Source organism: Bacillus sp. T3, from assembly GCF_033449965.1.
Classification (GTDB): Bacteria; Bacillota; Bacilli; order Bacillales; family Cytobacillaceae; genus Bacillus_BU.
This window is the reverse complement of record NZ_CP137761.1, coordinates 1,098,486-1,123,747: the sequence shown is the minus strand read 5'-3', so window position 1 is coordinate 1,123,747 and position 25,262 is coordinate 1,098,486. Positions and strand designations below refer to the sequence as shown.

Annotated in this window: 21 protein-coding genes, 1 pseudogene and 1 other annotated feature; of the genes and pseudogenes, 5 read left to right on the top strand and 17 right to left on the bottom strand. The window is 37.6% G+C overall.

All coding sequences use genetic code 11. The features are described from left to right. Positions 1-128: 128 nt before the first annotated feature. Entirely contained in the window at positions 129-446 is a 318-nt protein-coding gene (locus RGF10_RS05775; RefSeq protein WP_318508019.1) for a hypothetical protein, read from the top strand. 149 nt (positions 447-595) lie between these two features. Here the strand turns inward: RGF10_RS05775 and RGF10_RS05770 are convergent. The 14 genes and pseudogenes from RGF10_RS05770 to ezrA all read right to left on the bottom strand — a co-directional run bounded on the left by RGF10_RS05770 (position 596) and on the right by ezrA (position 15,133). After that, positions 596-1,115: pseudogene (locus RGF10_RS05770) on the bottom strand (molybdenum cofactor biosynthesis protein B). Then, positions 1,112-1,957, bottom strand: a complete 846-nt coding sequence (locus tag RGF10_RS05765; RefSeq protein WP_318508017.1) for an EcsC family protein — start codon at positions 1,955-1,957, stop codon at positions 1,112-1,114. The pseudogene RGF10_RS05770 and the gene RGF10_RS05765 overlap by 4 nt, the downstream one beginning before the upstream one ends. Before the next feature lie 147 nt (positions 1,958-2,104). Beyond that, positions 2,105-3,316, bottom strand: coding sequence for an acetate kinase (locus tag RGF10_RS05760; RefSeq protein ID WP_318508015.1), 1,212 nt, complete (start codon positions 3,314-3,316; stop codon positions 2,105-2,107). 253 nt (positions 3,317-3,569) lie between these two features. Further along, complete coding sequence (locus tag RGF10_RS05755; protein ID WP_318508014.1) at positions 3,570-4,565, bottom strand: class I SAM-dependent methyltransferase; 996 nt, start codon at positions 4,563-4,565, stop codon at positions 3,570-3,572. A 268-nt stretch (positions 4,566-4,833) separates the two neighbouring features. Continuing rightward, positions 4,834-5,334: a thiol peroxidase gene (tpx, locus tag RGF10_RS05750; protein ID WP_318508012.1), complete on the bottom strand. Its 501-nt coding sequence runs from the start codon at positions 5,332-5,334 to the stop codon at positions 4,834-4,836. A gap of 156 nt (positions 5,335-5,490) precedes the next feature. Beyond that, a complete protein-coding gene (gene ytfJ, locus RGF10_RS05745; protein WP_318508010.1) occupies positions 5,491-6,000 on the bottom strand; it encodes a GerW family sporulation protein in 510 nt (169 codons plus the stop codon). Positions 6,001-6,018: 18 nt separating this feature from the next. Further along, positions 6,019-6,717, bottom strand: a complete 699-nt coding sequence (locus RGF10_RS05740; protein WP_318508009.1) for a DUF2953 domain-containing protein — start codon at positions 6,715-6,717, stop codon at positions 6,019-6,021. A 74-nt stretch (positions 6,718-6,791) separates the two neighbouring features. Then, positions 6,792-7,259, bottom strand: a complete 468-nt coding sequence (locus tag RGF10_RS05735) for an RDD family protein (RefSeq protein ID WP_318508007.1) — start codon at positions 7,257-7,259, stop codon at positions 6,792-6,794. Between the two features lie 16 nt (positions 7,260-7,275). Beyond that, on the bottom strand, positions 7,276-8,286 hold the full coding sequence (gene sppA / locus RGF10_RS05730; protein WP_318508005.1) for a signal peptide peptidase SppA: 1,011 nt from the start codon (positions 8,284-8,286) through the stop codon (positions 7,276-7,278). A gap of 302 nt (positions 8,287-8,588) precedes the next feature. Beyond that, on the bottom strand, positions 8,589-10,175 hold the full coding sequence (gene mbcS / locus RGF10_RS05725; RefSeq protein ID WP_318508003.1) for an acyl-CoA synthetase MbcS: 1,587 nt from the start codon (positions 10,173-10,175) through the stop codon (positions 8,589-8,591). A gap of 214 nt (positions 10,176-10,389) precedes the next feature. Further along, positions 10,390-10,596 carry an alpha/beta-type small acid-soluble spore protein gene (locus RGF10_RS05720; protein ID WP_318508001.1) on the bottom strand — a complete coding sequence of 69 codons (207 nt, stop codon included), beginning with the start codon at positions 10,594-10,596 and terminating at the stop codon, positions 10,390-10,392. A gap of 221 nt (positions 10,597-10,817) precedes the next feature. Further along, positions 10,818-12,026: a tRNA uracil 4-sulfurtransferase ThiI gene (thiI, locus tag RGF10_RS05715; RefSeq protein WP_318507999.1), complete on the bottom strand. Its 1,209-nt coding sequence runs from the start codon at positions 12,024-12,026 to the stop codon at positions 10,818-10,820. 1 nt (position 12,027) lies between these two features. Continuing rightward, positions 12,028-13,170, bottom strand: a complete 1,143-nt coding sequence (locus RGF10_RS05710; RefSeq protein WP_318507998.1) for a cysteine desulfurase family protein — start codon at positions 13,168-13,170, stop codon at positions 12,028-12,030. A 262-nt stretch (positions 13,171-13,432) separates the two neighbouring features. Beyond that, positions 13,433-15,133 (bottom strand): septation ring formation regulator EzrA, encoded by a 1,701-nt coding sequence (gene ezrA, locus RGF10_RS05705; protein WP_318507996.1) that lies wholly within the window; start codon positions 15,131-15,133, stop codon positions 13,433-13,435. Between the two features lie 275 nt (positions 15,134-15,408). Between ezrA and hisJ the strand changes: the two genes are divergently transcribed. Beyond that, positions 15,409-16,197 carry a histidinol-phosphatase HisJ gene (gene hisJ / locus RGF10_RS05700; RefSeq protein ID WP_318507994.1) on the top strand — a complete coding sequence of 263 codons (789 nt, stop codon included), beginning with the start codon at positions 15,409-15,411 and terminating at the stop codon, positions 16,195-16,197. Between the two features lie 34 nt (positions 16,198-16,231). On the opposite strand, the gene refZ is transcribed toward hisJ, so the two are convergent. After that, a complete protein-coding gene (refZ, locus tag RGF10_RS05695; RefSeq protein ID WP_318507992.1) occupies positions 16,232-16,870 on the bottom strand; it encodes a forespore capture DNA-binding protein RefZ in 639 nt (212 codons plus the stop codon). Positions 16,871-17,075: 205 nt separating this feature from the next. Next, a complete protein-coding gene (locus RGF10_RS05690; protein WP_318507990.1) occupies positions 17,076-18,905 on the bottom strand; it encodes a sensor domain-containing diguanylate cyclase in 1,830 nt (609 codons plus the stop codon). Positions 18,906-19,321: 416 nt separating this feature from the next. Between RGF10_RS05690 and rpsD the strand changes: the two genes are divergently transcribed. Together rpsD and RGF10_RS05680 are read left to right on the top strand one after the other, a co-directional pair. Beyond that, on the top strand, positions 19,322-19,924 hold the full coding sequence (rpsD, locus tag RGF10_RS05685) for a 30S ribosomal protein S4 (RefSeq protein ID WP_318507988.1): 603 nt from the start codon (positions 19,322-19,324) through the stop codon (positions 19,922-19,924). A gap of 480 nt (positions 19,925-20,404) precedes the next feature. Continuing rightward, the gene (locus tag RGF10_RS05680) at positions 20,405-20,608 is read left to right on the top strand and encodes a hypothetical protein (RefSeq protein ID WP_318507986.1); all 204 of its coding nucleotides are present in this window, start codon (positions 20,405-20,407) and stop codon (positions 20,606-20,608) included. Positions 20,609-20,633: 25 nt separating this feature from the next. Here the strand turns inward: RGF10_RS05680 and tyrS are convergent, their stop codons facing one another. After that, positions 20,634-21,896, bottom strand: a complete 1,263-nt coding sequence (gene tyrS / locus RGF10_RS05675; RefSeq protein ID WP_318507983.1) for a tyrosine--tRNA ligase — start codon at positions 21,894-21,896, stop codon at positions 20,634-20,636. Between the two features lie 244 nt (positions 21,897-22,140). Next, positions 22,141-22,362, bottom strand: a binding site (T-box leader). A gap of 142 nt (positions 22,363-22,504) precedes the next feature. Between tyrS and RGF10_RS05670 the strand changes: the two genes are divergently transcribed. Then, positions 22,505-25,186: a transglycosylase domain-containing protein gene (locus RGF10_RS05670; protein ID WP_318507982.1), complete on the top strand. Its 2,682-nt coding sequence runs from the start codon at positions 22,505-22,507 to the stop codon at positions 25,184-25,186. The last annotated feature ends 76 nt before the right edge of the window (positions 25,187-25,262 follow it).

Below are 25,262 nucleotides of genomic sequence, written 5' to 3'. Positions count from 1 at the left end.
AATTTCAAGCGTAATTCTACAATTCTTGCAAAAAATGTTTTTCGTGACGAATGTCACAAATCTGTCAATGGATAAGAAACCAGAATTATAGTAAAATTAAGACAATAAAACGAAGGGGGAGTTAAAATATGGAAGGTTATTTTTTCCACGATGAGCGTTTAGGAATACCAGTACCCTCCTTGGAAAAGGAATGGGATGAGTACAACATGATGACCCAGCAAGAGATTCTTTTTCACTGGGAAAATATTCGAGGCCAAATTCCCGACAGAATCTCATCCTTAGAAAAGGAAATTAACCGTAAGCTTAATCAGCTTTCAGATGAGAATGATTTTATGCATTCTTGCCGTTTAAACAATGAAATTGCTGAACTTGCCTCTGTGATCAATGACTTGTGGATTTGGTATCGAACATCCGAAGACACCCGTGAACAAAAATTAGATCAGTAAGACACCTCTTCAATTGTACTCCACTTTTAGTGGCCATCTCGATCTTCATAAGTTCGAATCCCAAAAATGATTCAAGAGCCTATTTCCTCTTTATTGGAAATAGGCTCTTTTCTTATTATATCTATCGTAATATTTTATATTCCTGTTGACTATAAATCCAAATCCTTTTGTAATTCACTGACCACATGACCGAGCTCAGGCAAAATTAATTTATTCATTGCCAGCTTAACTGCACCTGGTTGAGCCTGGTGTGGAAAAAACTGCTTTATTATTTATGACGCCCGCAGTAGCCCTTGATAGAATGGCAGCCGAACCAATATCCTCTTGATAGCTCAACAGCCTAAATATTTCTCCAAAGCCTGTGATTTCTTTATCAAATAAGGCACTGACTGTTTCAATTGTCACGTCGCGAATTGCGATTCCCGTTCCACCATTTGTTAGAACTGCGTCAATTTCAGGATCCTCACAGCCTTTTAACACCGCATCACGAATAGGCGCTGCTTCATCTTTAACAATGACATGATCGATAATCACGTGACCGACCTCGGTTAACAACTCGATCATTAGCTTCCCGCTTTTGTCAGTCTCCTTTGTTCGTGTATCACTCACTGTGATAATTTTACACTTCACTTTTTTAGGTGCTGACTGCTTATGTTCTTTTATACTCATCCTAAAATTGTCCCCTCTTTTTCCCTTAAGTATCTCATTTGGTAGTATTTATGGGTAAAATCCGTTACCTTTCTAGTGAAAAGATAGTTTGTACTTGCTCCAATTCCAATACCAACAAGAGGAATACCTTTCATCGTTTTCTTTTTAAACAATGATATGACGATTGCCTTTAACACTTGTTTAATCGGCTGCTCCATCCAAATAATATCCGTTATCTCTTCATTTCCCTCATAAAAATAATAAGTTTGATGCTCGTTTAAATCATCAAGTAAATCTTCCCACGCTCTACCCTGTAATCTTGATGGGAGTGTTGCACCGTGAAAGACCTTAAGCGATGTCATCATTTCAAAGGGCGTATTCACTTCATATCCATATGTCATCGCAATCAACTGAACAACTCGAAGATTGATCACGGCCATTGCTGGAATATCAGAACCGAGCACTAGGGAACCCCCAGTTCCAGTCAGTCCACCTTGTACCATTGAATAAAAACGATGCCTTGCTATTTGCTGCTCCGCTATGTATTGCAATTGTTCAATGCTAAGTTCGCGTAAATCCTCGATCTTGGCTATACCTGGATCGAAAATTCGACCTGCTGTTAGTATGCGCTCTTTGGCATCCATTTGTAGCTGGGATCCTTGAATAAGTGCGTGTAAATGAAATAACCAACTATCAAGTAATGAAAAAAATTGTGTCTGAACACCCTCCGGCAGGAGCGAAAATGATTGATCAAGATATTTATCAAAAGTTAATTCGAAATCATTAGGTTGATATCGATAAAGCTGATTACTCCACTCAGCAATATTTTGTAATACTTTTGTTTCCCGTTCAGTAAGTGGCATCACTCAACCCCCCAATGCTAAACCGTTTTATTAAGTATAGCACAAAGCAACACCGTGAAGAAAAACGGAATCATTCTATACGAAACAGTATGAATTCTAAAAACAAAAAAACTGCCGAGGAGGAATTCCTCAGGCAGTTTAAATGTATTACATGCTTGCCGGTTGAAGTGCCACATGTGAAAGACGCACAACATCACGAGCAATCATGACTTCTTCATTCGTTGGAATAATTAAGACTTTAACTGGTGAGTGTGGGTAGTTAACAAATGCTTCTGTTCCACGTACCTTGTTTAAGGAAGGATCCCAATATACACCCATGAATTCTAAGCCTTTAAGGACACGGGCACGAATCGATTCACTATTCTCTCCAATTCCTGCAGTAAAGATAATCGCATCAACGCCATTCATACGAGCTGCATATGAACCAATATACTTGTGAATTCGATTAGCAAATACCTCTAATGATAATTCAGCGCGATCATTTCCTTTTTCTGCTTCAATTTCGATATCACGAAGGTCGCTTGAAAAACCAGAAACACCAAGCATACCACTTTTCTTGTTGAGAACATCTAACACTTCATCAGCTGTTTTGCCTGTCTTTTCCATGATATATGGAATAAGCGCAGGGTCAATATTCCCTGAACGAGTTCCCATTGTCACACCTGCTAGCGGTGTAAAGCCCATTGAAGTATCAATCGATTTACCAGCTTCAATAGCAGCAATAGAAGCACCATTACCAAGGTGGCAAGAAATTAAACGTAAATTTTCAATTGGACGACCAAGTAATTCAGCTGTCCGCTCTGAAACATACTTATGAGAAGTACCATGGAAACCATATTTTCGGATACCATATTTTTCATAGTACTCATAAGGTAAGCTATATAGGAATGAGCTTTCAGGCATTGTTTGATGGAAAGCAGTATCAAAAACCGCAACAGCTGGAACATTTGGAAGTACATGAGCAAATGCTTTAATTCCTGTAATATTTGCAGGGTTATGAAGCGGCGCTAATTCAGATAAAGCTTCAATTTTATTCAATACTTCTTCCGTAATAAGGACGGAGTCATTAAATTCCTCGCCACCATGTACAACACGGTGACCAACACCTTCGATTTCATCTAATGACTGAATGATTCCCAGTTCAGTTAGCTTGTTTACTAAAAGCTGAACTGCTACCTCATGGTTTGGAATGTCAGTAACTTCATTAATTTTTTCCCCATTAACGGTAATGTTAAAAATACTGTCTGTTAAACCTATACGTTCAATTAAACCTTTTGTGATGACATCTTCAGAAGGCATCTCAAATAATTGGAATTTCAATGATGAACTTCCCGCATTTATTGCAATAATTTTTGCCATAAATCTTCCGCTCCTTTTTCGTGCACATCTAGGTGTAACCTCAGGACGTGTACAAAGCTTATTTTGCACAGATTATATAGAATATATCTCTCAATTCCTCATTAAAACACTGGGAATATCACTTTTCAAGAAATTCTTGATTATGACAGCGTTTTCACCCTAAAGTAAATATATTCAAAATATCTGACTTTTTTTATTTTTCCGATATAACTTTTTAAAGCCAGACGAAAGATTTTGTCTGGCCTTATATAGTTTATCCATTTTCTTTGTTCTCGTTCATCCAATTGTCGATTTGAGCTAATATATTTTCCAGCTCTTTTGAATTTGAAAGTGATGGCATATTCACTAGAAGGACCTGCTTTGGAGCCTTGATTTGAGCGCCTTTTTTTTGCAGGATAAGGATACTTTTTGCTGATTGCTGTTGTTTAAACATAGTGAGAGGCAATTGTAGTATTCCTTGAATTATAACTTTATCTTTCATAAATTCATGAAGCTTTGGTGCTTGTTCACTTTCAAATAATCCATTCGGAATCATGAAAAATAAATAACCGCCATCTTTTGTATGTTTAACACTCTGTTCAATAAACAGGTGATGAGCAAAAGTATGACCTTCATCTGCTTTTATCTCGTATTGAGCTGCACGTACATCATTTGGATAAAACCCTACAGGCAAATCACAAATTACTGCATCAACTGGATCTACATAAAGAGGTTCCAAGCTGTCTTGATTAAAAAACTCAATCGGATGCTGCTGTAAATTTGCATTCACAAAAGCTAAGCGAATTAATAAATCATCTACATCAATTCCGATTGCTTCAACATGCTTTGTTTCAATTTGATTCATAACGGTTGCAAGTAAATTTCCAGTTCCTACCGCTGGATCAAGTACCTTGAACGACGATTTTTTCACGAATTTATTAACCAAATAGCCCATCAGCATTCCTACTGTATCTGGCGTCATTTGATGGTTGGCCTGCACACTGTCTTTCATGCCTTTTAAGATGACCAATTGGTATGCTTTTCTAATTTCTTCCTTTTGATAAAAACTTAATTGTACTTGACTGTATAGTTTTTCCAGCCTTTTTTTATTTAGTTCACTCATTTCTTCTTGAAGAACGGTGCCTTGAAATAGATTTTCTCCTGTTTCTGCCAATGCTTCTAAAAATGTACATGATATCTCTTCTTGGATGATCAGAGCTGTTTCATTAAAAACTGTAAAAAGCTCCTCAACTGGTGAGATTTTATCCATGAATTTCCTCCTAATTTATCCTATTTTCCTATTTTAACGGTCTAAGTCCTGATTCTCAAGCAAATTTCTACAAAATATGATAAAGAAAACTCGCTGATTGGCGAGCCTGTAAGGGCGAAGACAGTGGCGTAGTTGCGCTTATACTTTATTCTTAAAATTTTTTACCGACGTCGAATAAGCAGCTTTGCTAAAAATTTTTACATTCTTAAAGTACAACAAAAAAAATAAGCCCAACAGTGGGGCCTATTTTCATTCTTGTAACTATTATTTATTTTGCTTGCTTAGCTGCTTCAATTGCTGCTTCATAATTTGGATGATTTGTTGCTTCACTTACATATTCTGCATATGTAACAACATCATTTGAATCAATAACAAAAACAGCACGTGCTAATAAACGTAACTCTTGAATCGCAACTCCAAATGCTTCTCCAAAGGATAAATCACGGTGGTCAGAGACTGTTTGAACCTTATCAATTCCTGCAGCTCCACACCAACGTTTTTGAGCAAAAGGCAGATCTACACTTACAGTTAAAATATTTACATTTTCAAGATTTGCTGCCGCTTCGTTAAATCGACGAGTTTGTGCATCACAAACTCCTGTATCTAATGATGGTACTACGCTAATTAGGCGTACACTTCCTTTTGAATCCTCTAAAGTTACTGGAGATAGGTCATTTGCAAGAACGGTAAAATTAGGTGCTTTCTCTCCTACTTTTACTTCTTGTCCTAATAATGTTACAGGGTTCCCTTTAAACGTAATTGATGCCATTATTTTGCCTCCTCAATTAATACATCTTTCATAGTGTTTATCATAACTTTTCAGAATAATTTTTTCAATTAAGAAGACTCTCAAAAAAGAAAAAAGTGATAATGCCCTAATTTTATCTCCAATAACAAAAGAAAACTCGCCATTGGAGGCGAGTTTCTAAAGGTTTAAATCCTGTTTGTGTCCCTCATTGCTGTTATGTTGATTATTTTGTTGATCTGATTGTTTATTTTGATCCTTTTTATTCATCATTTGTTGAATTTTATCTACAGCCTGAGGTGCTAAATCTAGTATTTTTTCGTAAAGATGAGTATTCTCATCTAAATGGAGCATTTTTACACCATTTGGGCTAACAATCAAAAAGGCAATTGGAGTAATTGAGACACCGCCCCCACTACCACCTCCAAATGGATGTTGAGATCCGCCTTTACTTTGTTGTGAATCCTTGCCGCCCCTGGAACCTGAACCGGATCCAGATCCAGAACCTCCGTTATCAAGAATAAATTCACTACCACCTGCTGCAAAGCCAAATCCAACCTTTGAAACCGTTAATATGACACTTCCATCCTGGGTTTCAACCGGATCGCCAATAATCGTATTGACGTCAATCATTTCTTTTAAATTTTCCATAGCTGTAGTCATTAGTCCTTGAATTGGATGATCAGACATTTCTTATTCCTCCTAATCTTAAACACTGTTTGTTTTGTCCTTAGACAAAAACCTAAGGTGATCTGACTGGAAATTTGGACGTCCGCCCTTCCAGAATTTCACTAGTTTAATACCTGCTAACATAGCATACCCGAGACGAAATTGAATCATACATTGAAACTTTGTCTGTGTTATAGGTCTTTGAAAGCTTGGGGTAATCGACATAATTGGCATTTCCTTTAAACGCATATAATTGCTTAAAATTCCTATTAATCCACCTTTAACGGACCATAATGCACCAGTCAAAGTCCCGGTTGCGGCTACATCACCGACACCAATCATGGAATGCCATTGTATTTCCTTAATCGTAACTTTACGGAGAAATGTCCTGATAATTTTATGCAATGAAATAATGTGAGTTAATAATTGCTTCGTATCATTTAGTCCTTGGATAAAATCCTTAGCTGTAAATTTATTTGTTTTCTCTACCTCTTTTTGTTCACCCATTTGGACTTTTTCTTTAAAAACAAGAGCTGGTGAATTGTCGTCAATTTTAATCAGAGGGACAGCTATTTTATAAGTAATAAGACCATACCAAGCCTTAATTTTCACATCCAACTGATCATCATCTTTGTAATGATGATAATCAACTAAAATGGTTAATTTTGTAATAATTATTAGGATCAAAAGGAATAAAAATACGATAAGACCAATGACTAACCATTTCAATTCACTCACGACCTTTCAGCCCTTTAGTATTAGCTTAAGGAGTAAAAAATAAACCTGCTGATAAAATCAGCAGGTTTATAAACTCACGTTTTGTGAATGACAGTTGTATCAACAAAAAGATCATGTATGCCTTGTTTTTTCGGAAGAAACGCGACGATGACATATCCAATCAGGACAGTAACAGAAATAAAGCGCCCAATCCATTCCCGAAATAAAATTGTTCCCCATGACAACGGTGTACCATCTAATGTAACTACTTTAAGACCGAATACCATTTTTCCTAATGTTTGCCCAAATCCTTTTGTCATGAAAACAAAATACCCATAAAAAATAATAGCTGAGCAAATCGCAATGGGTGCAAACATATTTTGTTCATACAAAGAAATATCTAAAAACCGAAAGAGTGGCTTGATTACTATTCTTTCAATGCTACCAATTACGACGAGATCAAGTAAATAGGCCCAAAACCTCATCCAAAACCCAGCAAATCGAATCGGAATAGCCTGGCGAACTTGATACAGGTGATCTGATTGAAATTCATCATGATTCATAAATGTTTCGCCTCCGTTATTCTGCATATAAATACATCAGTCGGGGCGAATTAGGTTGAGATAAAAGTTTAATTAATCCAGCATTTTCTAAATCTTTCCCCATTAGCTTATTGGCACCCATGTTTAAAAAAGACTCAATCCCAAAGCTTTCTGTATATTCTACGACTTGAGCATCCTTTAAGTTTTCTGCCTTTTTCATGCTCTTAATACAATCGTCCAAATAACCAAAATCATCAATTAAATTAAGTTCCTTCGCTTGTTGACCATCATATACGCGCCCATCTGAAATTTGTTTTACTTTTTCAATCGGAATTCCTCTTCCTTCTGAGATAACTTTTACAAAGCCCTCATACGAATTATCAACCATTTCTTGCAGTATGTTCCGTTCTTCCTCAGTCATTTCCCTTGTAGGGCTCATAATATCCTTATAAGGACCGCTTTTAATCGTAACGAAATCAACACCATATTTTTCTGCTAATCCGGCATAATTCATCCCCTGCATAATAACACCAAGGGAACCAGTCAATGTTTCTTTACTAGCAAAAATTTTATCAGCAGGTGTTGAAATATAATATCCTCCAGAGGCAGCCATCGATCCCATCGATACATAAATCGGCTTTTTTGTATCCTTTTGAATTTCCACAAGCATATCATGGATTTCTGCACTTTCCATTACACCGCCTCCAGGGGAATTCACCTGAAGGATAATCCCTTGTACTGTATCATCATCCTTAGCATATTTAAGTTTTTCCATGAACGAACGATGATTATATGTAGGACTTTCAAAAAAAGAACTAACATCTCCTGTGTCCTGAATCGTGCCATTAATCGATAAAATGGCAATTTTGTTAAATTCATCGCCCTCTTCGATTACTTCCTCCATAAATGGCTGATCTTCCGCTGCAAAAAAATCAGAAAAACCTGATTCAACATCTGTAAACGCAAACGAACTCAACGTATTTATGACGATTGAAAAAACAAATAAACCTGCTGCAATTCCTAATGCCGCCCACCGTTTTCCATTCATGCTCATACCTCCTCTACGGATCTCACTTCTATTAGTGTTCCAGTGATTAGATAACTATTATTATTAATCATTGTACAAAAATTTTGGAATAATAGGTAAAATAATGACGATATTCTTTAAAAATACATAAAGAAAACTCACCAATTGGCGAGCTTGTAAAGCGAAGGCAAAGGCGTAGTTGCGCTTACACTTTATTCCTGAAATTTTCCACAACGTCGATATGCGGCACTGCTGAAAATTTATACGCTTAAAGTGCAAAAAAATAAAAGGTCAACCAGTGGTGACCTTTTATTTCTTCTCCATTACTTTGCACTAAAGGCTGCTAGTTCTTTTTGACGTAATTCGATACGACGAATTTTCCCTGAGGTAGTTTTTGGTAACTCTTGTAAAAATTCAATTGCACGCGGATATTTATAAGGTGCGGTCAGTTCTTTTACATGTTCTTGAAGTGCTTTGATAAGATTTGGATCATTCGGATTAACCTCTTCTTTTAATACAACAAAGGCTTTTACAATATTTCCACGAATTTCATCAGGACTTGCCACAACTGCACATTCTTTTACAAATGGATGTTTCACAAGTGCATCCTCAACCTCGAATGGTCCAATTGTATAGCCGGAGCTAATGATGATATCATCATTACGCCCTTCAAACCAGAAGTATCCTTCATCATCCTTCTTCGCCTTATCACCGGTAATATAATATTCACCGCGGAACTGCATTGCCGTTCTTTCAGGATCTTTATAATACTCTTTAAATAATGCAGGCGTTTCAACATGAACAGCAATATCGCCAACTTCTCCAACTTGGCATGGCTGTCCATTCTCATCAATAATCTCTACACGATTGCCTGGTGTCGGTTTCCCCATCGAACCTGGCTTTAACTCCATACCCTTTGTTACACCAATTAAAAGAGTGTTTTCTGTCTGTCCGTACCCATCACGGACCTCAAGGTTAAAGTGGCGTTTAAATGTATCAATTACTTCGCGATTTAGAGGCTCACCTGCTGAAACAGCACTGTGTAGCTGTGGCAGATGATACTGATCTAGATTATCAACCTTTGACATAATCCGATATTCGGTCGGAGTACAACATAATACATTGACTTGATGCTTTTCAAGCAATTGAAGATACTTTTGTGGTTCAAATCGACCGTTATAGACAATACCTGTCGCACCAGACCCTAGTACGGATAAGAACGGACTCCAAATCCATTTTTGCCAGCCAGGGCTTGCTGTTGCCCAAACATTATCTCCTTCTTGGATTCCTAACCAATTTTTTGCTGCAGTACGTAAATGTGCATATGCCCATCCATGTGTATGAACAACACCTTTTGGATTCCCTGTTGTACCAGATGTATAGGATAAGAAGGCCATATCACTTGCTAATGTATCTGCATAATCAAATTGATCAGAAACATGGTCAAGCTCTCCATCAAGCTGAATCCAGCCATTCGCTTGGGCACCTATAACAAACTTCTCTAGCTTGTCCGCTTCCTCAAGACCGTCAAACTGATCCAAATACGGATAGTAACATACAACAGCTTTAACATCACCATGGTTAATCCGATATTTCAAATCCTTTTTACGCAGCATTTCAGAGCTAGGAATCACAACAATTCCTGCTTTTAATGCGCCAAGATATACTTGGTAGGCTTCGATTAGGCGTGGTACCATTACCAGGATAACGTCACCCTTTTTCAAGCCCTTTTCCAATAGCAAATTGCCAACTTTATTCGCATTCGCAATTAATTGCTTATATGTAACTTCGTTTATTTCGCCTTCTTCATTTTCCCATTTCAATGCAAGCTTAAGAGCATCTTTTGCATATTGCTCTACTTCGCTAACTAAATTGTATTTTTCCGGTGCTAGTAATTCTCCTCTACCCATCCTATTTCCCCCTTAGTAAAATTGATATTACAATAAACCCTACGATTTTTATTCTATACCAAATTTTTTCAAAATTTTAAATTATTTTTCTATTTATTTTGACAAAAACAATCACACGCTGTCACTTCAGCACGAAGTTTGGAATAAGCCCTAAAAACAACATAAAGAAGCGAGCCCGAAGACTCGCTTCTTGTAGCCATTTTTATTTGTTTTTTTATCGAGTGAAGCCACCGCTCAATTGTTGTTGAGCCATTGAAACTAGACGCTTAGTGATTTCACCACCAACTGATCCGTTAGCACGTGAAGTTGTGTCAGCCCCAAGGTTTACACCAAACTCAGTTGCAATTTCATACTTCATTTGGTTAAGAGCTTGCTCTACTCCAGGAACTAATAATTGATTTGAGTTGTTGTTGTTAGCCATGTGATTTTCACCTCCTTGTGAGTATAGAGTGTGTAATATCACATAGCTTCATGCAAAACATTTGTTGGTAAATCTTCACAATTTTTTAGGAATATTTATTGTCTAGCTGCAACGGCTAACCCCTCGAGGTCTTAAGCCAATCCGTCCAGAAGGTCAAATAACAACCTTCTAGCCGGCTCGTCTTAAGCTTGTCGGGGCTGAGCAAGCCGCTTCCGCTTTTCTTAGAACAAGTCGTCCACTGACATATTATGGTTTGTGTGTCCGATTTTTATGCGAATCATTTCGGTACCTTCAACAGCTTTTTGAATATACGGCTCAAAATCAAAATAGCTTTCATAGTGAAGAACCTTGTCCCGTTTTGGCTTTGTCTTTGGTGAAGAAGGGACAAAAACTGTACAGCAATCCTCAAATGGTCTAATTGAAATTTCATATGTGTCAATGCTTTGAGCAATCTCGATTGTATCGTGTTTATCAATGGTAATAAGCGGACGAATAATAGGTGTATTCGTTACTTCATTAATCGCATACATGCTTTCAAGCGTTTGACTGGCAACCTGACCTAAGCTTTCACCCGTAATAATTGCAAGCCCTTCGCGTTTTTTTCGCAACTCATCTGTTATTCTCAGCATCATTCGTCTTGTCGTTGTCATTGAATAGTTCTCAGGAATTTGTTTTTGAATGATTTGTTGGATTTCCGTGAAAGGAACGATGTGAAGATCAACATAACCACTCACTTTGGCAAGCTTTTCTGTTAAGTCAATAACCTTTTGCTTTGACCGCTCGCTTGTAAATGGAGGACTAAAAAAGTGAACCCCTTCAATTTCTAAGCCTCGTTTCATTGCTAAATATCCAGCAACAGGACTATCGATTCCACCAGAAAGCATTAACATTCCTTTTCCACTAGAGCCAACTGGCAACCCCCTGGCACCACGTATCGTTTCACACGATAAATAGGCCGCATCTGTACGAATTTCGATTAATAAATTAATATCTGGTTTTTTCACATCAACCTTTAACCCGTCAATGTTAATGAGTAGATGTGCTCCAAATTCCTGGTTAATATCTTCAGACGTTAACGAAAAAGTCTTATCGGAGCGCTTCCCGGTAATTTTAAACGTTTTCCCCGGCTGATATACCTGTTGAAAAAGAGACAAGGCGGCAGCTTTCATTTGCTCGATATCCTTTTCCACTTTAATCGCGGGGCTAAAGGATTGAATGCCAAAGATTCCTTTTAAACCCTCGATAATTTCTTCTCCCTTTTCACCATTCAATAATATATACATCCGGTCGCGACTTGCATCAATTTTCGCCTTAGGCGTATTTCTTAATAACGACTTGATGCTTTTTCGTAATTTGTCGATAAATAATTTGCGATTTCTACCTTTTGTAGAAATTTCACCATAACGAATAATAATTCGATCGTAATTCATTTTATTTCATTACCTCACCTAACAAATTTATAGTTGCTTTAATAGCTGTTACTGCCTCAACTGCTTCTTGCATCGTATTCTCGTATGAAAGGCTAATTCTAATTGCACTTTTAGCTTCGTCAGCAGGGATGCCCATCGCTAACAAGGTTTTACTAACCTCAGCCTGTCTTGATGAGCAGGCGCTTGTTGTTGATACAAATACACCCTTTTCAGCTAGAGAATGAACAAAGACCTCCGCTTTATAACCTATAATTGAAAAATTGATAATATGTGGAGCAGCACCCACTTCAGGTGTATGGACGGAAATTTCCGGAATATCACTTAGCTCACTTCTTAAGTATTTCATCATTTTTTCAAGGCTCAATCGTTTATTTTTATTGTTTTCGATTGTTAAGCGAAGTGCTTTCGCCATTGCCACCATACCGGCCACATTCTCGGTTCCGCTCCGATGCTTTGATTCTTGATTCCCACCTGAAAAAAGTGGTGAAATGTGCAATCCTTCACGTAAATATAATGCCCCAGTGCCTTTTAAACCATGGAATTTATGACCCGAAATGGAACAAAGATCGATTCCACATTCTTGGATATCCAATGGCACTTTTGCCACACCCTGCACATGGTCAACATGAAAAAGAATCTTTGGATAATCTTTTAATAATGATCCGATTTCGTTAATTGGTTGAATCGTTCCAATCTCGTTTTGGACATGAATAACCGAGACAAGAATCGTATCCTGCCGAATTGCTTCTTCTATAGCTTTGACGGAAATTCTCCCGTCATGATCTGGTTTAATATACGTCACCTGGAATCCTAATTGTTTTAACTGCTCCATTGTTTCACGAACAGATGCATGTTCCACCTCTGTAGTGATAATGTGCTTGCCTCGACCCCGATACATCATTGCCGTTCCTTTGATAGCAAGATTATTGCTTTCTGTCCCACCCGAGGTGAAAAGGATTTCGTTCTCCTTAACATTTAAAAGCTTTGCTATTTGATTTCGAGCTTGTGACAACAGCTTCTCTGCCATTCCACCTAACTGATGCAAGGAGGATGGATTTCCAAAATAATCTGATGCAACTCGAACAAACGAATCAATGACGTCTTGATAAGGCTTTGTCGTTGCACTATTGTCAAAATAAATCATGCTTTTCCCCTTTCAACATCGAACCATTTCACCTTTTGAATCTTATCATAATCCAGTTAACTCGCAACAAATAATATTTAAACAAACGGACATTTTCAGCTTATTATTTCAAAAGAATGATAAAAAGACAAATGAAAGCAAAATAGAATCGTAATATTTCACAAAAACGATTTGGTAGCTAGAGCGGAATTTAACAATTAAATTTACCTAAAAAAAGAGGTTCCCCAATAATGTATTGGCGAACCCACTCTGCTTATTAAAATCAAAGTATTTTTTCTGACATCATTGTTTCAATTTTCTTCAATGCACCAGGTTCAACTTTTTCAATCGTCGTTGCTGCTTGCTCTAATGCTGCTTTGTAATCAAATTCCCTAAAAGCCATTTCTGCATCGTGTAATCCTTCTGCAACTAGTTGATTTTTACTTTTATAGCGATTGCCATATTGAATAACCTTTTCCGCTAATCGAACATTTTCAATCATTTCGGTCGTATTGTTCACAAGTCTTTCAACAGCATGGACCGCTCCATCTAGAAAATGTTGAACAGTTGGAATATCTAGTGGTTTCTCCCCTAGCTTTTCAACAACCGCTTCGATACTATCTTCAGCATCATCTAATAAAAATTCATATTCCTTTGGTAACCCAGGAATTTTACTTTTTGAAATAGCTCGAATTGCTTCCGCCATTTTCTTTTTCAGTTCTCTTACTTTATCTCGTGCTGCCATCTCGTCTTTTCTTAATGCATGCAATATTTCTTGATAGTGAGATTGTTCAATGGCAAGACCTTCAATCATTTCCTTAAGCTCATTTAGTTCTTCAGCAAGATAAGATTGTGCCAAATCTTGCTGCAGAATTCTCTCTTCAAGAAGAGTATGGCGCTTATTTAACATATCAATTTGCTTTTCTGCTTTTCGCTGTGCTTCAAGCTCTGCTTGGGCTAGATGATAAATTTGCTGAACATATGCAGTTTCTTCATTTAGAATTCTACATTGATCTGCCAGCTCAATTAGCGCTTTCTTTATATCATCTTTATTTTTTTGAACATAATGCTTGGCTAATACTTCTTTTTCTAACAGTTCATAAAATTGTTCGATACTTTCCTTAACAGCTTCCATTCCAATTTCAACCGGATCAACATCAGTTTGATTAAGCTGAATTAAGAAACTTTTCACCTCTTGTTCAAGACGATTTATCTCTTGTTCAAATTGCAAATGTTCAAGATGGTAGCCTTGTTCTACCATTTCCTGATAGCCATCCTTCAGCTCGCTTATTGCAATAGGCAATCCTGTTTCGCACTCATTTAACAGTTTTGGAATGACTTGCATTTTTTCAGAAATAATCAACAAGCGCTCTTTTATTGAAATGACTAGCTCTCTGGCATCCAAATAGTCGCCATTTTCCGTTTTCTCTTCGAATAATTGGAATTTCTCCGTCATCTCATCCAATTGTTTTTCAAATGCTTCAACTGCACTTCCGAACGTATGTCGATGAGCTAATAACGCCTTTTTGGATTCGCGATACACTGACTTTAGCTCTTCCATTTCCTCACGGTTTTTTTGCTCACTTCCAACTAACTCTGTTAACTCAGCTAGAATACTTTTAATTGTTTGCTCATTATCTTCTAAAATAGCGCGGATCTCCGATTGGATAGTCGTAGCTTTTTTAAAGTACAATTTATCAATCGCTTCTTCCGCATCAAACAACAAAACATCTACTTCAGGTAACTGGGTCGTAACAATTTCATCCCAACTCTTTCGCCATTGTTCAAAGAGCTCCTCTGTCTGACCGGTCATATTTAACTGCTTTACCTTCGACATTTCGTCTGGGACGGGACGATTTGCAATATCAACCTTCCAATTTTCCAATCGATCTATTTCTTTAAAATATTTATTTCGAGTAAAATATCCAATTATTACTAAACATAGTATTACAGCAAAAAATATTGCCCCAATTATATATCCCATCTTGCCCACACCTGCTCTCACATAATCCGAAGTTTTATCCGCTATTGGTTAGTTTCGCTGCTCATATTTTTAATAGTAAACTCAATTTTATTTATATAAAGAACGAACATTCCATTTCGATGTCTTTTTCAATGTTAATATGATACCATGTAAACGACATTTTTTGACTAAGAAAATGATATTTTTTTAGACAATTTCTGCATTTCTCGAATGAAACGTTAGAATAGATTATTTTATGATAGAAACAGTGCAAACATTGAAAGGAGGCGCTCTCAATGCTAAGAGATGGCCATATTCACTCACCGTATTGCCCACACGGGACTAAAGATTCATTAAACGAATATGTTGAGCGAGCAATTGTATTGGGGTTTACAGAGATATCATTTACCGAACATGCCCCTTTACCATTGGGTTTCGTTGACCCAACACCTGAAAAAGATAGCGCGATGGAAGCTGATGAACTACATCATTATTTCCATGATATTGAAAGATTGAAAAAGGAATATTCAAGCCAAATCCGTATTCATTGTGGACTCGAAGTAGATTTTATTGAAGGCTACGAACAGGAGATTGGGCAGTTTCTAACTTCTATTGGACCAAAGCTTGATGATGCCATTCTTTCTGTACACTTTTTAAAACACAAGTATGGATATGATTGCATGGACTACAGTCCTGAGGTTTTTGGAAGAATGTCCAAAATATACGGGTCAGTTGAGGCACTCTATCAAAAATATTTCGACACAGTGAAGAAATCTATTCTTTCTGATTTAGGTCCTTTCAAACCAAAGAGAATAGGCCATATCACCCTCGTACATAAATTCCAAAAAAAATTCCCAGTACAGGCACAGTTCCAACATGAAATCGAGGACATTTTAACAGCAATAAAAGAACATGGAATGGAACTAGATTACAATGGGGCTGGGACAGCAAAGCCTCTTTGTCGGGAACCATATCCACCTAAATGGATTGTTGATAAAGCACTGCAGCTTGGCATTTCACTTGTATATGGATCAGATGCCCATCAAATTAAGGATCTTGGCCAAGGAATGGATGTAATGTACTAGTTAGCACAGTAAAACATCCTAACCGATTAATTGGTTAGGATGTTTTTAATAGGCCGTTTGATGGATTTCCTGAATTTGCACAAACAATCCCGTCAATCCATCGATATATTTCCTGCAAATATTTATCGGCAAAATAGCGCTCTTGGGGAAACACATGCAATACCTCCGTTAAATACTGCGTATTTAAAAACGGAATCGACAGTAGTCCCTTAAATTGAATTAATAAATAATGGATGGCATGAGAATGAAATTCCTTTGCCTCAATCCCTTTTTCAAGGACAGTATGAAAAATATATTTTTCTTTAGAATAATACGTTGATAGTATTTCGCGAACGATTTGGGAATCAATAGACATTTCCCGTAGTACGAATCTCGTTAATTGAATGTGGTTACATTGGTAAAACCACAGTTTTTTTGAAATATCTCGTAAACAATCGGTAGCACCCGCTTCTAAGGTTGAAAAGCCTTTTTCTAGTTCTGCCATATAGCCTTCAAAAAATGCAGTCAGACAATATTCTAGTAGGCCTTGCTTATTTCGAAAATAATAGGAAATGTTTGCCGCATTAATCTTCGCTTCCCTGGCAATGTCCCGAATGGAAGTTCCATCATACCCATTTGAATTGAACAATGATACCGCAGCTGTAATAATTGCCTCCTTTGAATTTTTTCTCATAAGCTTCTTCGCTCCCTTATAGCAAGATTAGCTATCAAAAATACTACATTCTACACAAATTCTGTACGATAGCTCGATATCCTTTATAAAGTTATCGACAAAACACTGCCTTTATTGGCGAAAATTAGAATACATTGTCGTTTTCGCAGAAGGAAATATTTACGTTGCCAAATAAAAAGCAGAAAAGAGTTAACTTTTCTGCTTTTTATTCATTTATTTCTATTTCTATTTGCGTTACAACTCGATTTTTCCCCGAACTCTTTGCGTGGTACAATGCTTGGTCCGCCCGATTAAATAACTGGACAACTGAATCTACTTCCTTTTTCGTCCAATGCGAAACCCCACAGGATACTGTAACAGTTGGTTCGGTTTTACTTCGTACATATTCTACAACTCGGTTTGCAATTGCTTCTCCCCGTTCCATCGAAACCTTTGGTAGGTAAATCGCTAATTCCTCTCCACCCCAGCGTGCTGAAATATCCGTATCTCGGATACTTTCATTCATTACATGCGCTACCTGGATTAGAATCTCATCCCCTACTTGATGACCGTATGTATCATTCACTCTTTTAAAATTGTCAATATCAATGAGAATAAATGACCCTTGGGCATCATCCCGCATTGACTTTTGAATTTGTTGATCTAAATAATTTCTAGTATAAAGTTTTGTCAAATAATCAGTCACAACCATTCGTTCAAGTTCTTCTCTTAAGGTTGAATTGACAAATGCTAGCGTGGAATGAAGAATAAATGATTGCAATAATTTATAAGAATCAAATGAAAAATGATTAGGCTGTTGGTGCATCACAATAATGAACCCAACCATCCTGCCTGTTTGAATCATTGGAATCGTCATAATAGACCGATAATTTCCCTTAATGACTATATTGAAATCTCCAATAAACAAAGGACTCTTCTCTTTACGAAGCTGCTCCTCAAAAAATTGGATATAACTTTCCGAATTTCGGGATTGGAAAAATTTAGTACTCCCATCTAAAATTGTTGTCTTGTTACTTCCTTCATTAAACAGAATAAATCCAACCTCTTCTGCATTAAAGGAGGTAATGATTTGGTCGCATACAAACGTTACAATATCAGAATAACGCTGCATTGAATTCAACCGATGTGATACTTCATTTATTAACTTAAGGTCAGCAATTAATCGTTTCGACTGCTGATACAACTGAGCATTCTCTAAAGCATTCCCAGCCGTATTTGCTAGCACAGAAATAAATTCTACCTCTTTCTTTGGAAAAACTAATACATTTGGTGCCGTAATTTGTAAAACACCATATACTCCCTGCTTTCCTTTTAACGGTGCATAAAGGGTGGATCCTGTTTCATGCAAATAATCTTCTATTTTCACAGTTCCTGTTACATAGGCCTCCATTGCTACAACGTTTTCACTATTATACTGCAACCCCCTGATTGGAAGATTACTATTTGTATGATTATCTTGGGAAAGATATAGAGAATAGTGAAATCCAGGATAAACTTCTTGAATGACTTCAATAATATCTTCTAAAACTTCATCCATATCGATTGAGGAGTGAAATTCCTCTGTGACACCAAATAAAAGTCGGTATTTTTTCTCCCTTACTGCCATTTTCGACAGATTTTGAACCATCCTTAAAAAATCGCCACATACCTGTCCTATTTTTTCTATGAAGTAGATGCTACATAATTGTTTATTAGGGTCAATTATTTTTAATAAACCTAAGTCTCTAAGTCCATCCTGAACAACGAATTCTTCTACTTCCATGTTAAGCTTATCAGCAAAAGCATTAGGTTCAGTCTTGAATGAATATTGTTGTATAAAAGCTGAATCCTCAAAATTAATACCGTCTAGAATTAATTGATCCTTCCATTCCGAGCAATAGTAAAAGACAACTCTCTTTGCCATTATTTTACTTGAAATTAGCTTGCACATTTTTTCAAGAACATGATCAAAATGTAACAAATTATATTCTTCGTTTAAAATATCTAAAAAACAACTTTTTAACATGGATAATAATTCATCATGTTTTTTTTCCATTCAGCATCACCTTGTACCCAAGTTTGGTGTTAAGGGAAATCCATTTTATAAATAAATTCATAATTATCAATTAAGTAACTTTAGTATAATTCCGTATCAAAGTTATTATATTATTATATCATAATCTCCTGATAAGAGATTTGAACCAATTATTAAATATTCATAAATCATCATAATAATAATTGACTTTAACCTAAAAATAATTATATAATACTCCTTGTGTAAAATATCGCAGCCTATATGTGCACTTTTTTGTTATCATTTTGTTCCATCGGTTGTACAAACAACCATTATGATGGGGTATTGCGTAACCCTCTGCTGCGAGGGCGAAGGTACATGAAAACAAAATGAGCATAATCGTTGCGTCATAACTGTTTTTATTTTACAAAATAAAAACACACAAGGAGGAGTCAATTATGGCTCGTTATACCGGCCCAAGCTGGAAATTATCCCGTCGTCTTGGAATTTCTTTAAGCGGCACAGGAAAAGAATTAGAAAAGCGTCCTTACGCTCCAGGTCCACATGGTCCTAACCAACGTAAAAAGCTTTCCGAGTACGGATTGCAATTACAAGAAAAACAAAAGCTTCGTCATATGTATGGAGTAAATGAGCGTCAATTCCGTAACCTTTTCGACAAAGCTGGCAAAATGCAAGGTAAACACGGTGAAAACTTCATGGTTCTTTTAGAATCACGTTTAGATAACGTTGTTTATCGTTTAGGCTTAGCTCGTACTCGTCGTGCAGCTCGCCAATTAGTTAACCACGGTCACGTTATGGTTAATGGAGCTCGTGTTGATATTCCATCATACCGCGTAGCACCTGGTCAAACTATCACTCTTCGTGAAAAGTCTCGTAATCTTGATGTTGTGAAAGAAGCAATCGAAGTAAACAACTTCGTTCCTGATTTCTTAACTTTCGATGCAGACAAATTAGAAGGTACTTTCACTCGTTTACCAGAGCGTTCTGAATTACCAGCTGAAATTAACGAAGCTCTTATCGTTGAGTTCTACTCTCGTTAATAATTACTTCGTAAATAGCAACTGCAAAAGCCCTAGAATTCGTTCTAGGGCTTTTTTATTTTTGGCGCAATTATAACTGAACGGTGATTTCATTGTATTTAAAAAATAAAAGGAGAAATTCCGTTTATTTTAGGAAACACCTGTATTTCCTTTAAAATAAGGGGAATTTTTCCGTTTATATGATCCAAATCTTTGGATTTTGTCTTATTTAGAGCAGTTAACGGAAATATCTCCCCTTATTTTGTTCCTTAAGCATCCTCTATATACATTAGACGGAATTTCTCCGCTTATATTTCTCATACCTACTCGAAAATCAACAATGAATAATAAAAGAGCCAGAATAGAAAAAATGCGGTACTTTAACCTCAAATAAATTGAGGTTAAAGTACCGCATAAAAGTCGCACACCTAATTTACATTTCTAAATCACTCACATTTCCCTTTTTCCTAAATATGTTATCTAAGGAAAGTAAGTGTTTCGATGGATTCGAACGAACAAAAGATGGATATAGAAATTATTAATTATGTGTTACCCATCTTAGACATTATCGTAATTTTGATGCTTGAAGATGAACCAATCATCGCTATCGTCCTTGTTCTACTTCTTAAAATAACTACTGAAGATCGGATCGCCCGAATCGGCTTAATCCTATTAGTTATTGTATTGGGAGCGCAGAAATTGTAGGGTCACACGACTGTTCAAGATACCTTTAGTATTTAATTAACGTATACTTCTTCTTCCCGCGCCGTACAATGGTAAATTGATTTTCAATTCGATCCTTAACAGAAAGAACATAGGCAGGATCTGTCACTCGCTCTCCATTGATGGAAACTGCTCCATTTGTAATATCCTCACGCGCTTGACGTTTTGACGGAGAAATTTTGGCGTTAACAAGCAGATCAACAAGTCCCAGTTCTTCAGCCGAAGCATCAAAGGACGGTACATCCTTAAACCCTTGCTTAATTTCTGCTGCAGTTAACGTTTTAACATTCCCACTGAAGAGTGCTTCGGAAATGCGAATCGCCTGGTCTAATGAATCCTGACCATGAATCATTCGTGTCATCGCTTCTGCTAATGCTTTTTGTGCCTTGCGAAGATGTGGTTCCGCTTGAACAGAAACCTCTAACGCTTCGATTTCTTCCTTTGTTAGGAACGTAAAGAATTTTAAATATTTCACAACATCGGCATCGGCTGTGTTAATCCAAAATTGGTAAAATTCATAAGGGGATGTCTTTTCAGGATCAAGCCAAATTGCACCGCTTTCCGTTTTACCAAACTTCGTACCATCTGCCTTTGTTACAAGCGGAATCGTTAATCCAAATGCTGGCTTAGCACCCTCTGGTTTCATTTTTCGAATTAATTCCAAGCCTGTAGTGATGTTGCCCCATTGGTCACTTCCACCAATTTGCATACGGCATTGATGGTTCTCATAAAGATGGAAGAAGTCCATTGCTTGTAAAATCGTATACGTAAATTCTGTAAAAGAAATTCCTGTATCTAAGCGTGATGAAATCGTATCCTTCGCTAGCATGTAATTGATTCCAACATGCTTTCCAAAGTCACGTAAAAACGTAACGATATCCATTGAGCCAGCCCAATCATAGTTATTAACCATGATTGCCCCATTTTCACCTTCGAAATCAAATATTTGCTGTAATTGCTTTTGCAGACAGCTTACATTAGATTGAACCGTTTCAAGCGTTTGTAATTTCCGCTCTTCTTTCTTTCCGCTCGGGTCTCCGATTAACCCAGTCGCACCTCCGACAAGAACAATCGGACGATGTCCAGATAGCTGGAAGCGACGCAATGTTAAAAATGGCAGTAAATGGCCAATATGCATGCTGTCAGCAGTTGGGTCAACCCCGCAATATAAGGATATTTTTTCATTGCTTAATGTCTTCTCAATGCCCTCTTCATCGGTTTGCTGATATACAATCCCTCTCCAAGTCAGGTCTTTTAATAATTCATTCATGTTTTAGCCTCCTTTAAAATTACTTAATTAAAATTGAACTGTGATAATGCTAACTGTTGATTCTGCTATTTTGTTGATTGGAGCGGAAGGTGCGAGACTCCTGCGGGAGAAGGTGTCACGGGAGACCCCACAGGCGCTTAAGCGCCGAGGAGGCTCCCGGACTCCCCGCGGAAAGGGAGCACCTGGAGCGGAAATCAACAGACTAGTTTTACAGTCCAAAAAAAACAAAAAACGCCCCTGCATATGCAGGGACGCTATTTTTAGCGCGGTACCACCCAGATTAAAAACCACATTCGGTTTTCCACTTAAAAAAATAACGGTTCATCCGTTTGCTGCTACATAAGACAAGTTCACAGCAAATGCTCAGAGAGGTAATTCATTCTTCTATTTGTATCGGCTCGCATCTTCCGCCGACTTTCTGATAAACAGGGATAGAAGGACTACTTATTCTCATCAACGCAAATATTCAATTCATTATTGCTTTTTTACCATATTTTGAATGAACTTGTCAACTCAACATGATAATTACAGGAAATTTGGCGATGCTTGTCATTTTCATTGTTGCAATATGCTATAATGTATGTGATTTTAGGGGGTTTGATATGTCAATGAGCAATAACCAAAATTGGAAAGAAAAGCTTAGGTCTTTCGTCCAGCTTTTTACAAATCAAAAAACAGTAAAAGGTGCTCGAATTACCTATCAGGTAATATGGAATCTTGCATTATTATTTATTATTGTTCTCATTATTGGCGGTACTTTCGCGCTAGGTGTTGGCGGAGGCTACTTTGCATCTCTTGTAAAGGACGAGCCAATCCGCTCCTATGCAAGCATGAAAAAACAAATATATAACTACGAAGAAACATCAGAACTATATTATGCGAATGATGTGTATCTCGGCAAATTACGCTCTGACATTGATCGCGAGGAAGTCAAGCTCGATCATGTCTCAAAGTATCTACAAGATGCCGTAGTCGCTACAGAAGATGAATACTTTTATCAGCATAACGGTGTTGTTCCTAAGGCCATCTTCCGTGCATTATTCCAAGAGGTATCAAACGCCTCTGTTCAAACAGGTGGAAGTACGCTGACACAGCAGTTAATAAAAAACCAGCTTCTAACTAATGAAGTATCCTTCGAACGAAAAGCGAAAGAAATCTTGTTAGCCCTTCGCTTGGAAAAATTCTTCAATAAAAAAGAAATATTAGAAGCTTATTTAAATGTTGCAACCTTTGGCCGAAACTCTTCTGGCCGCAATATTGCAGGAGTACAAGCTGCTGCGAAAGGGATTTTTGGAGTCGAAGCAAGCCAATTAAATCTGCCACAGTCAGCATTCATTGCCGGTCTTCCGCAAAGTCCGTTCGGCTACACTCCCTATACCCAAAATAAGACAGTCAAGAATAATTTAACACCCGGCTTAGAAAGAATGAAGACGGTGTTAAAAAGAATGTATGATGGTGGCTATATTAATGACCAGCAATATAACGAAGCGTTAGCGTATGACGTGACAAAGGATTTTATCCCACCTACACAATCACCACAGGAGGCCCATCCTTGGCTTACAGCAGAAATCGAAACACGTGCAATTGATATATTGGCGGGGATTTTAGCCAAAAAAGATGGATATGAAGAGCAAGATATCAAAAACGATAAAGAACTAATGGCTGAATACCGAGAAATCGCCGACCTAAATATTAGGCAGAACGGATACAAAATCCATACAACCATTAACAAAGAAATTTATGAAGCTATGCAGCAGGTAAAAGATAATTACCCGCATTTTGGTCCTGATAAAGCTCAAGTAACGACAGACCCAGAGACAGGTGAAAAGGTCACGGTAATGGAACCAGTGGAAGTAGGTGCCATCCTGATTGAAAACAAAACAGGAAAAATTATCAGCTTTGTCGGTGGTCGAAATTATGAACGCGAACAATTGAATCATGCTACGAGCGCAGTTCGCCAAAACGGATCGACAATGAAGCCATTGCTCGTATATGGCCCGGCGTTTGAGCTTGGAGCGGCCCAGCCCGGTACGATTTTACCCGATGTAGCATTAAAGCTTGCACCGGGACTTAATCGTCCATGGCCACAAAACTATGACCGTCGCTATAGTGGTCTAACATCAGCACGATACGCCTTGACCAAATCCTATAACGTTCCAGCTGTTAAGCTGTACAAAGATATCATTAACCAGAGACCCGCAAAGTATTTAGAAAAGATGGGGTTCACTTCTTTAGTTGAACCAGATTACACAAACCTCGCAACCGCAATCGGTTCCTTAGAAAACGGGGTAACGGTAGAAGAAAATACAAATGCCTTTGGGACATTTGCGAATAATGGACAATTTATTGATGCCTATATGATTGAAAAAATAACAGATCGTGATGGAGAAATCATCTACCAGCACAAAGTAAAACCAGTCGATGTATTTAGCCCTCAGACCGCCTATTTAACATTAGATATGATGCGGGATGTTATCACGCGAGGGACGGCCACATCCATTAATGGCCGGTTAAAATTCAAATCCGACTGGGCTGGAAAAACTGGTACAGGAAACCAGTTTTATGATTCATGGTTTGTTGCATCCAATCCAAATGTTTCGTTTGGGATCTGGACTGGATACGATACACCAAAATCATTACAATCTGGTGGTTTAAGCTATAGTATCAGAACCAATTACTTGTGGGCTGACTTAATGAATGCCGCGTATGATATCAATCCTGACTTAGTCGACCCGGCTGAATCGTTCCAAATGCCAGAGGGGATTGTAAGAAAATCATTTTGTGCAGCATCAGGCTTATTACCGTCAGGTGCCTGTTCAAGAGCAGGATTAGTTGAAACAGACCTGTTCAATGTTAAATATGCTCCAACCAAGGTGGATGACAGTTTAATTGAAGGGAAATTCGTAGAAATTAACGGCAACAAATATTTAGCACTTGATTCCACTCCAAGTGAATTTGCCCAATCCGGTGTGATTTTAAATCCTGATTATGTGACAAAGATTATGGGGAACACATCGAATGCCAGCCAATTAATACCGAAAAAAGACCGCTGGGCGAAAGTACTCGTTCCAAGTGCAAAAATGTCTGATGATGGAAATACACCGACACCATTAAGTGTCCATCAATCTGGAAACTCGATAACATGGTCAAGCCATCCACATCATGACATTGTAGGATATCGAGTCTATAAAGAATCTGGCGGTAAAGTTGCTAGCATAAAATCAGGCTCCTCTCTTACCTATTCAGCTGGAAGTGGTTCCTATTATGTGACGGCAGTCGATATTGCCTGAAAAGAATCTTCTCCATCCAATATCGTTCAAATTGGTTCTGAACCAAAAGAAGGAAATGAAGATAAAGCGAACAATC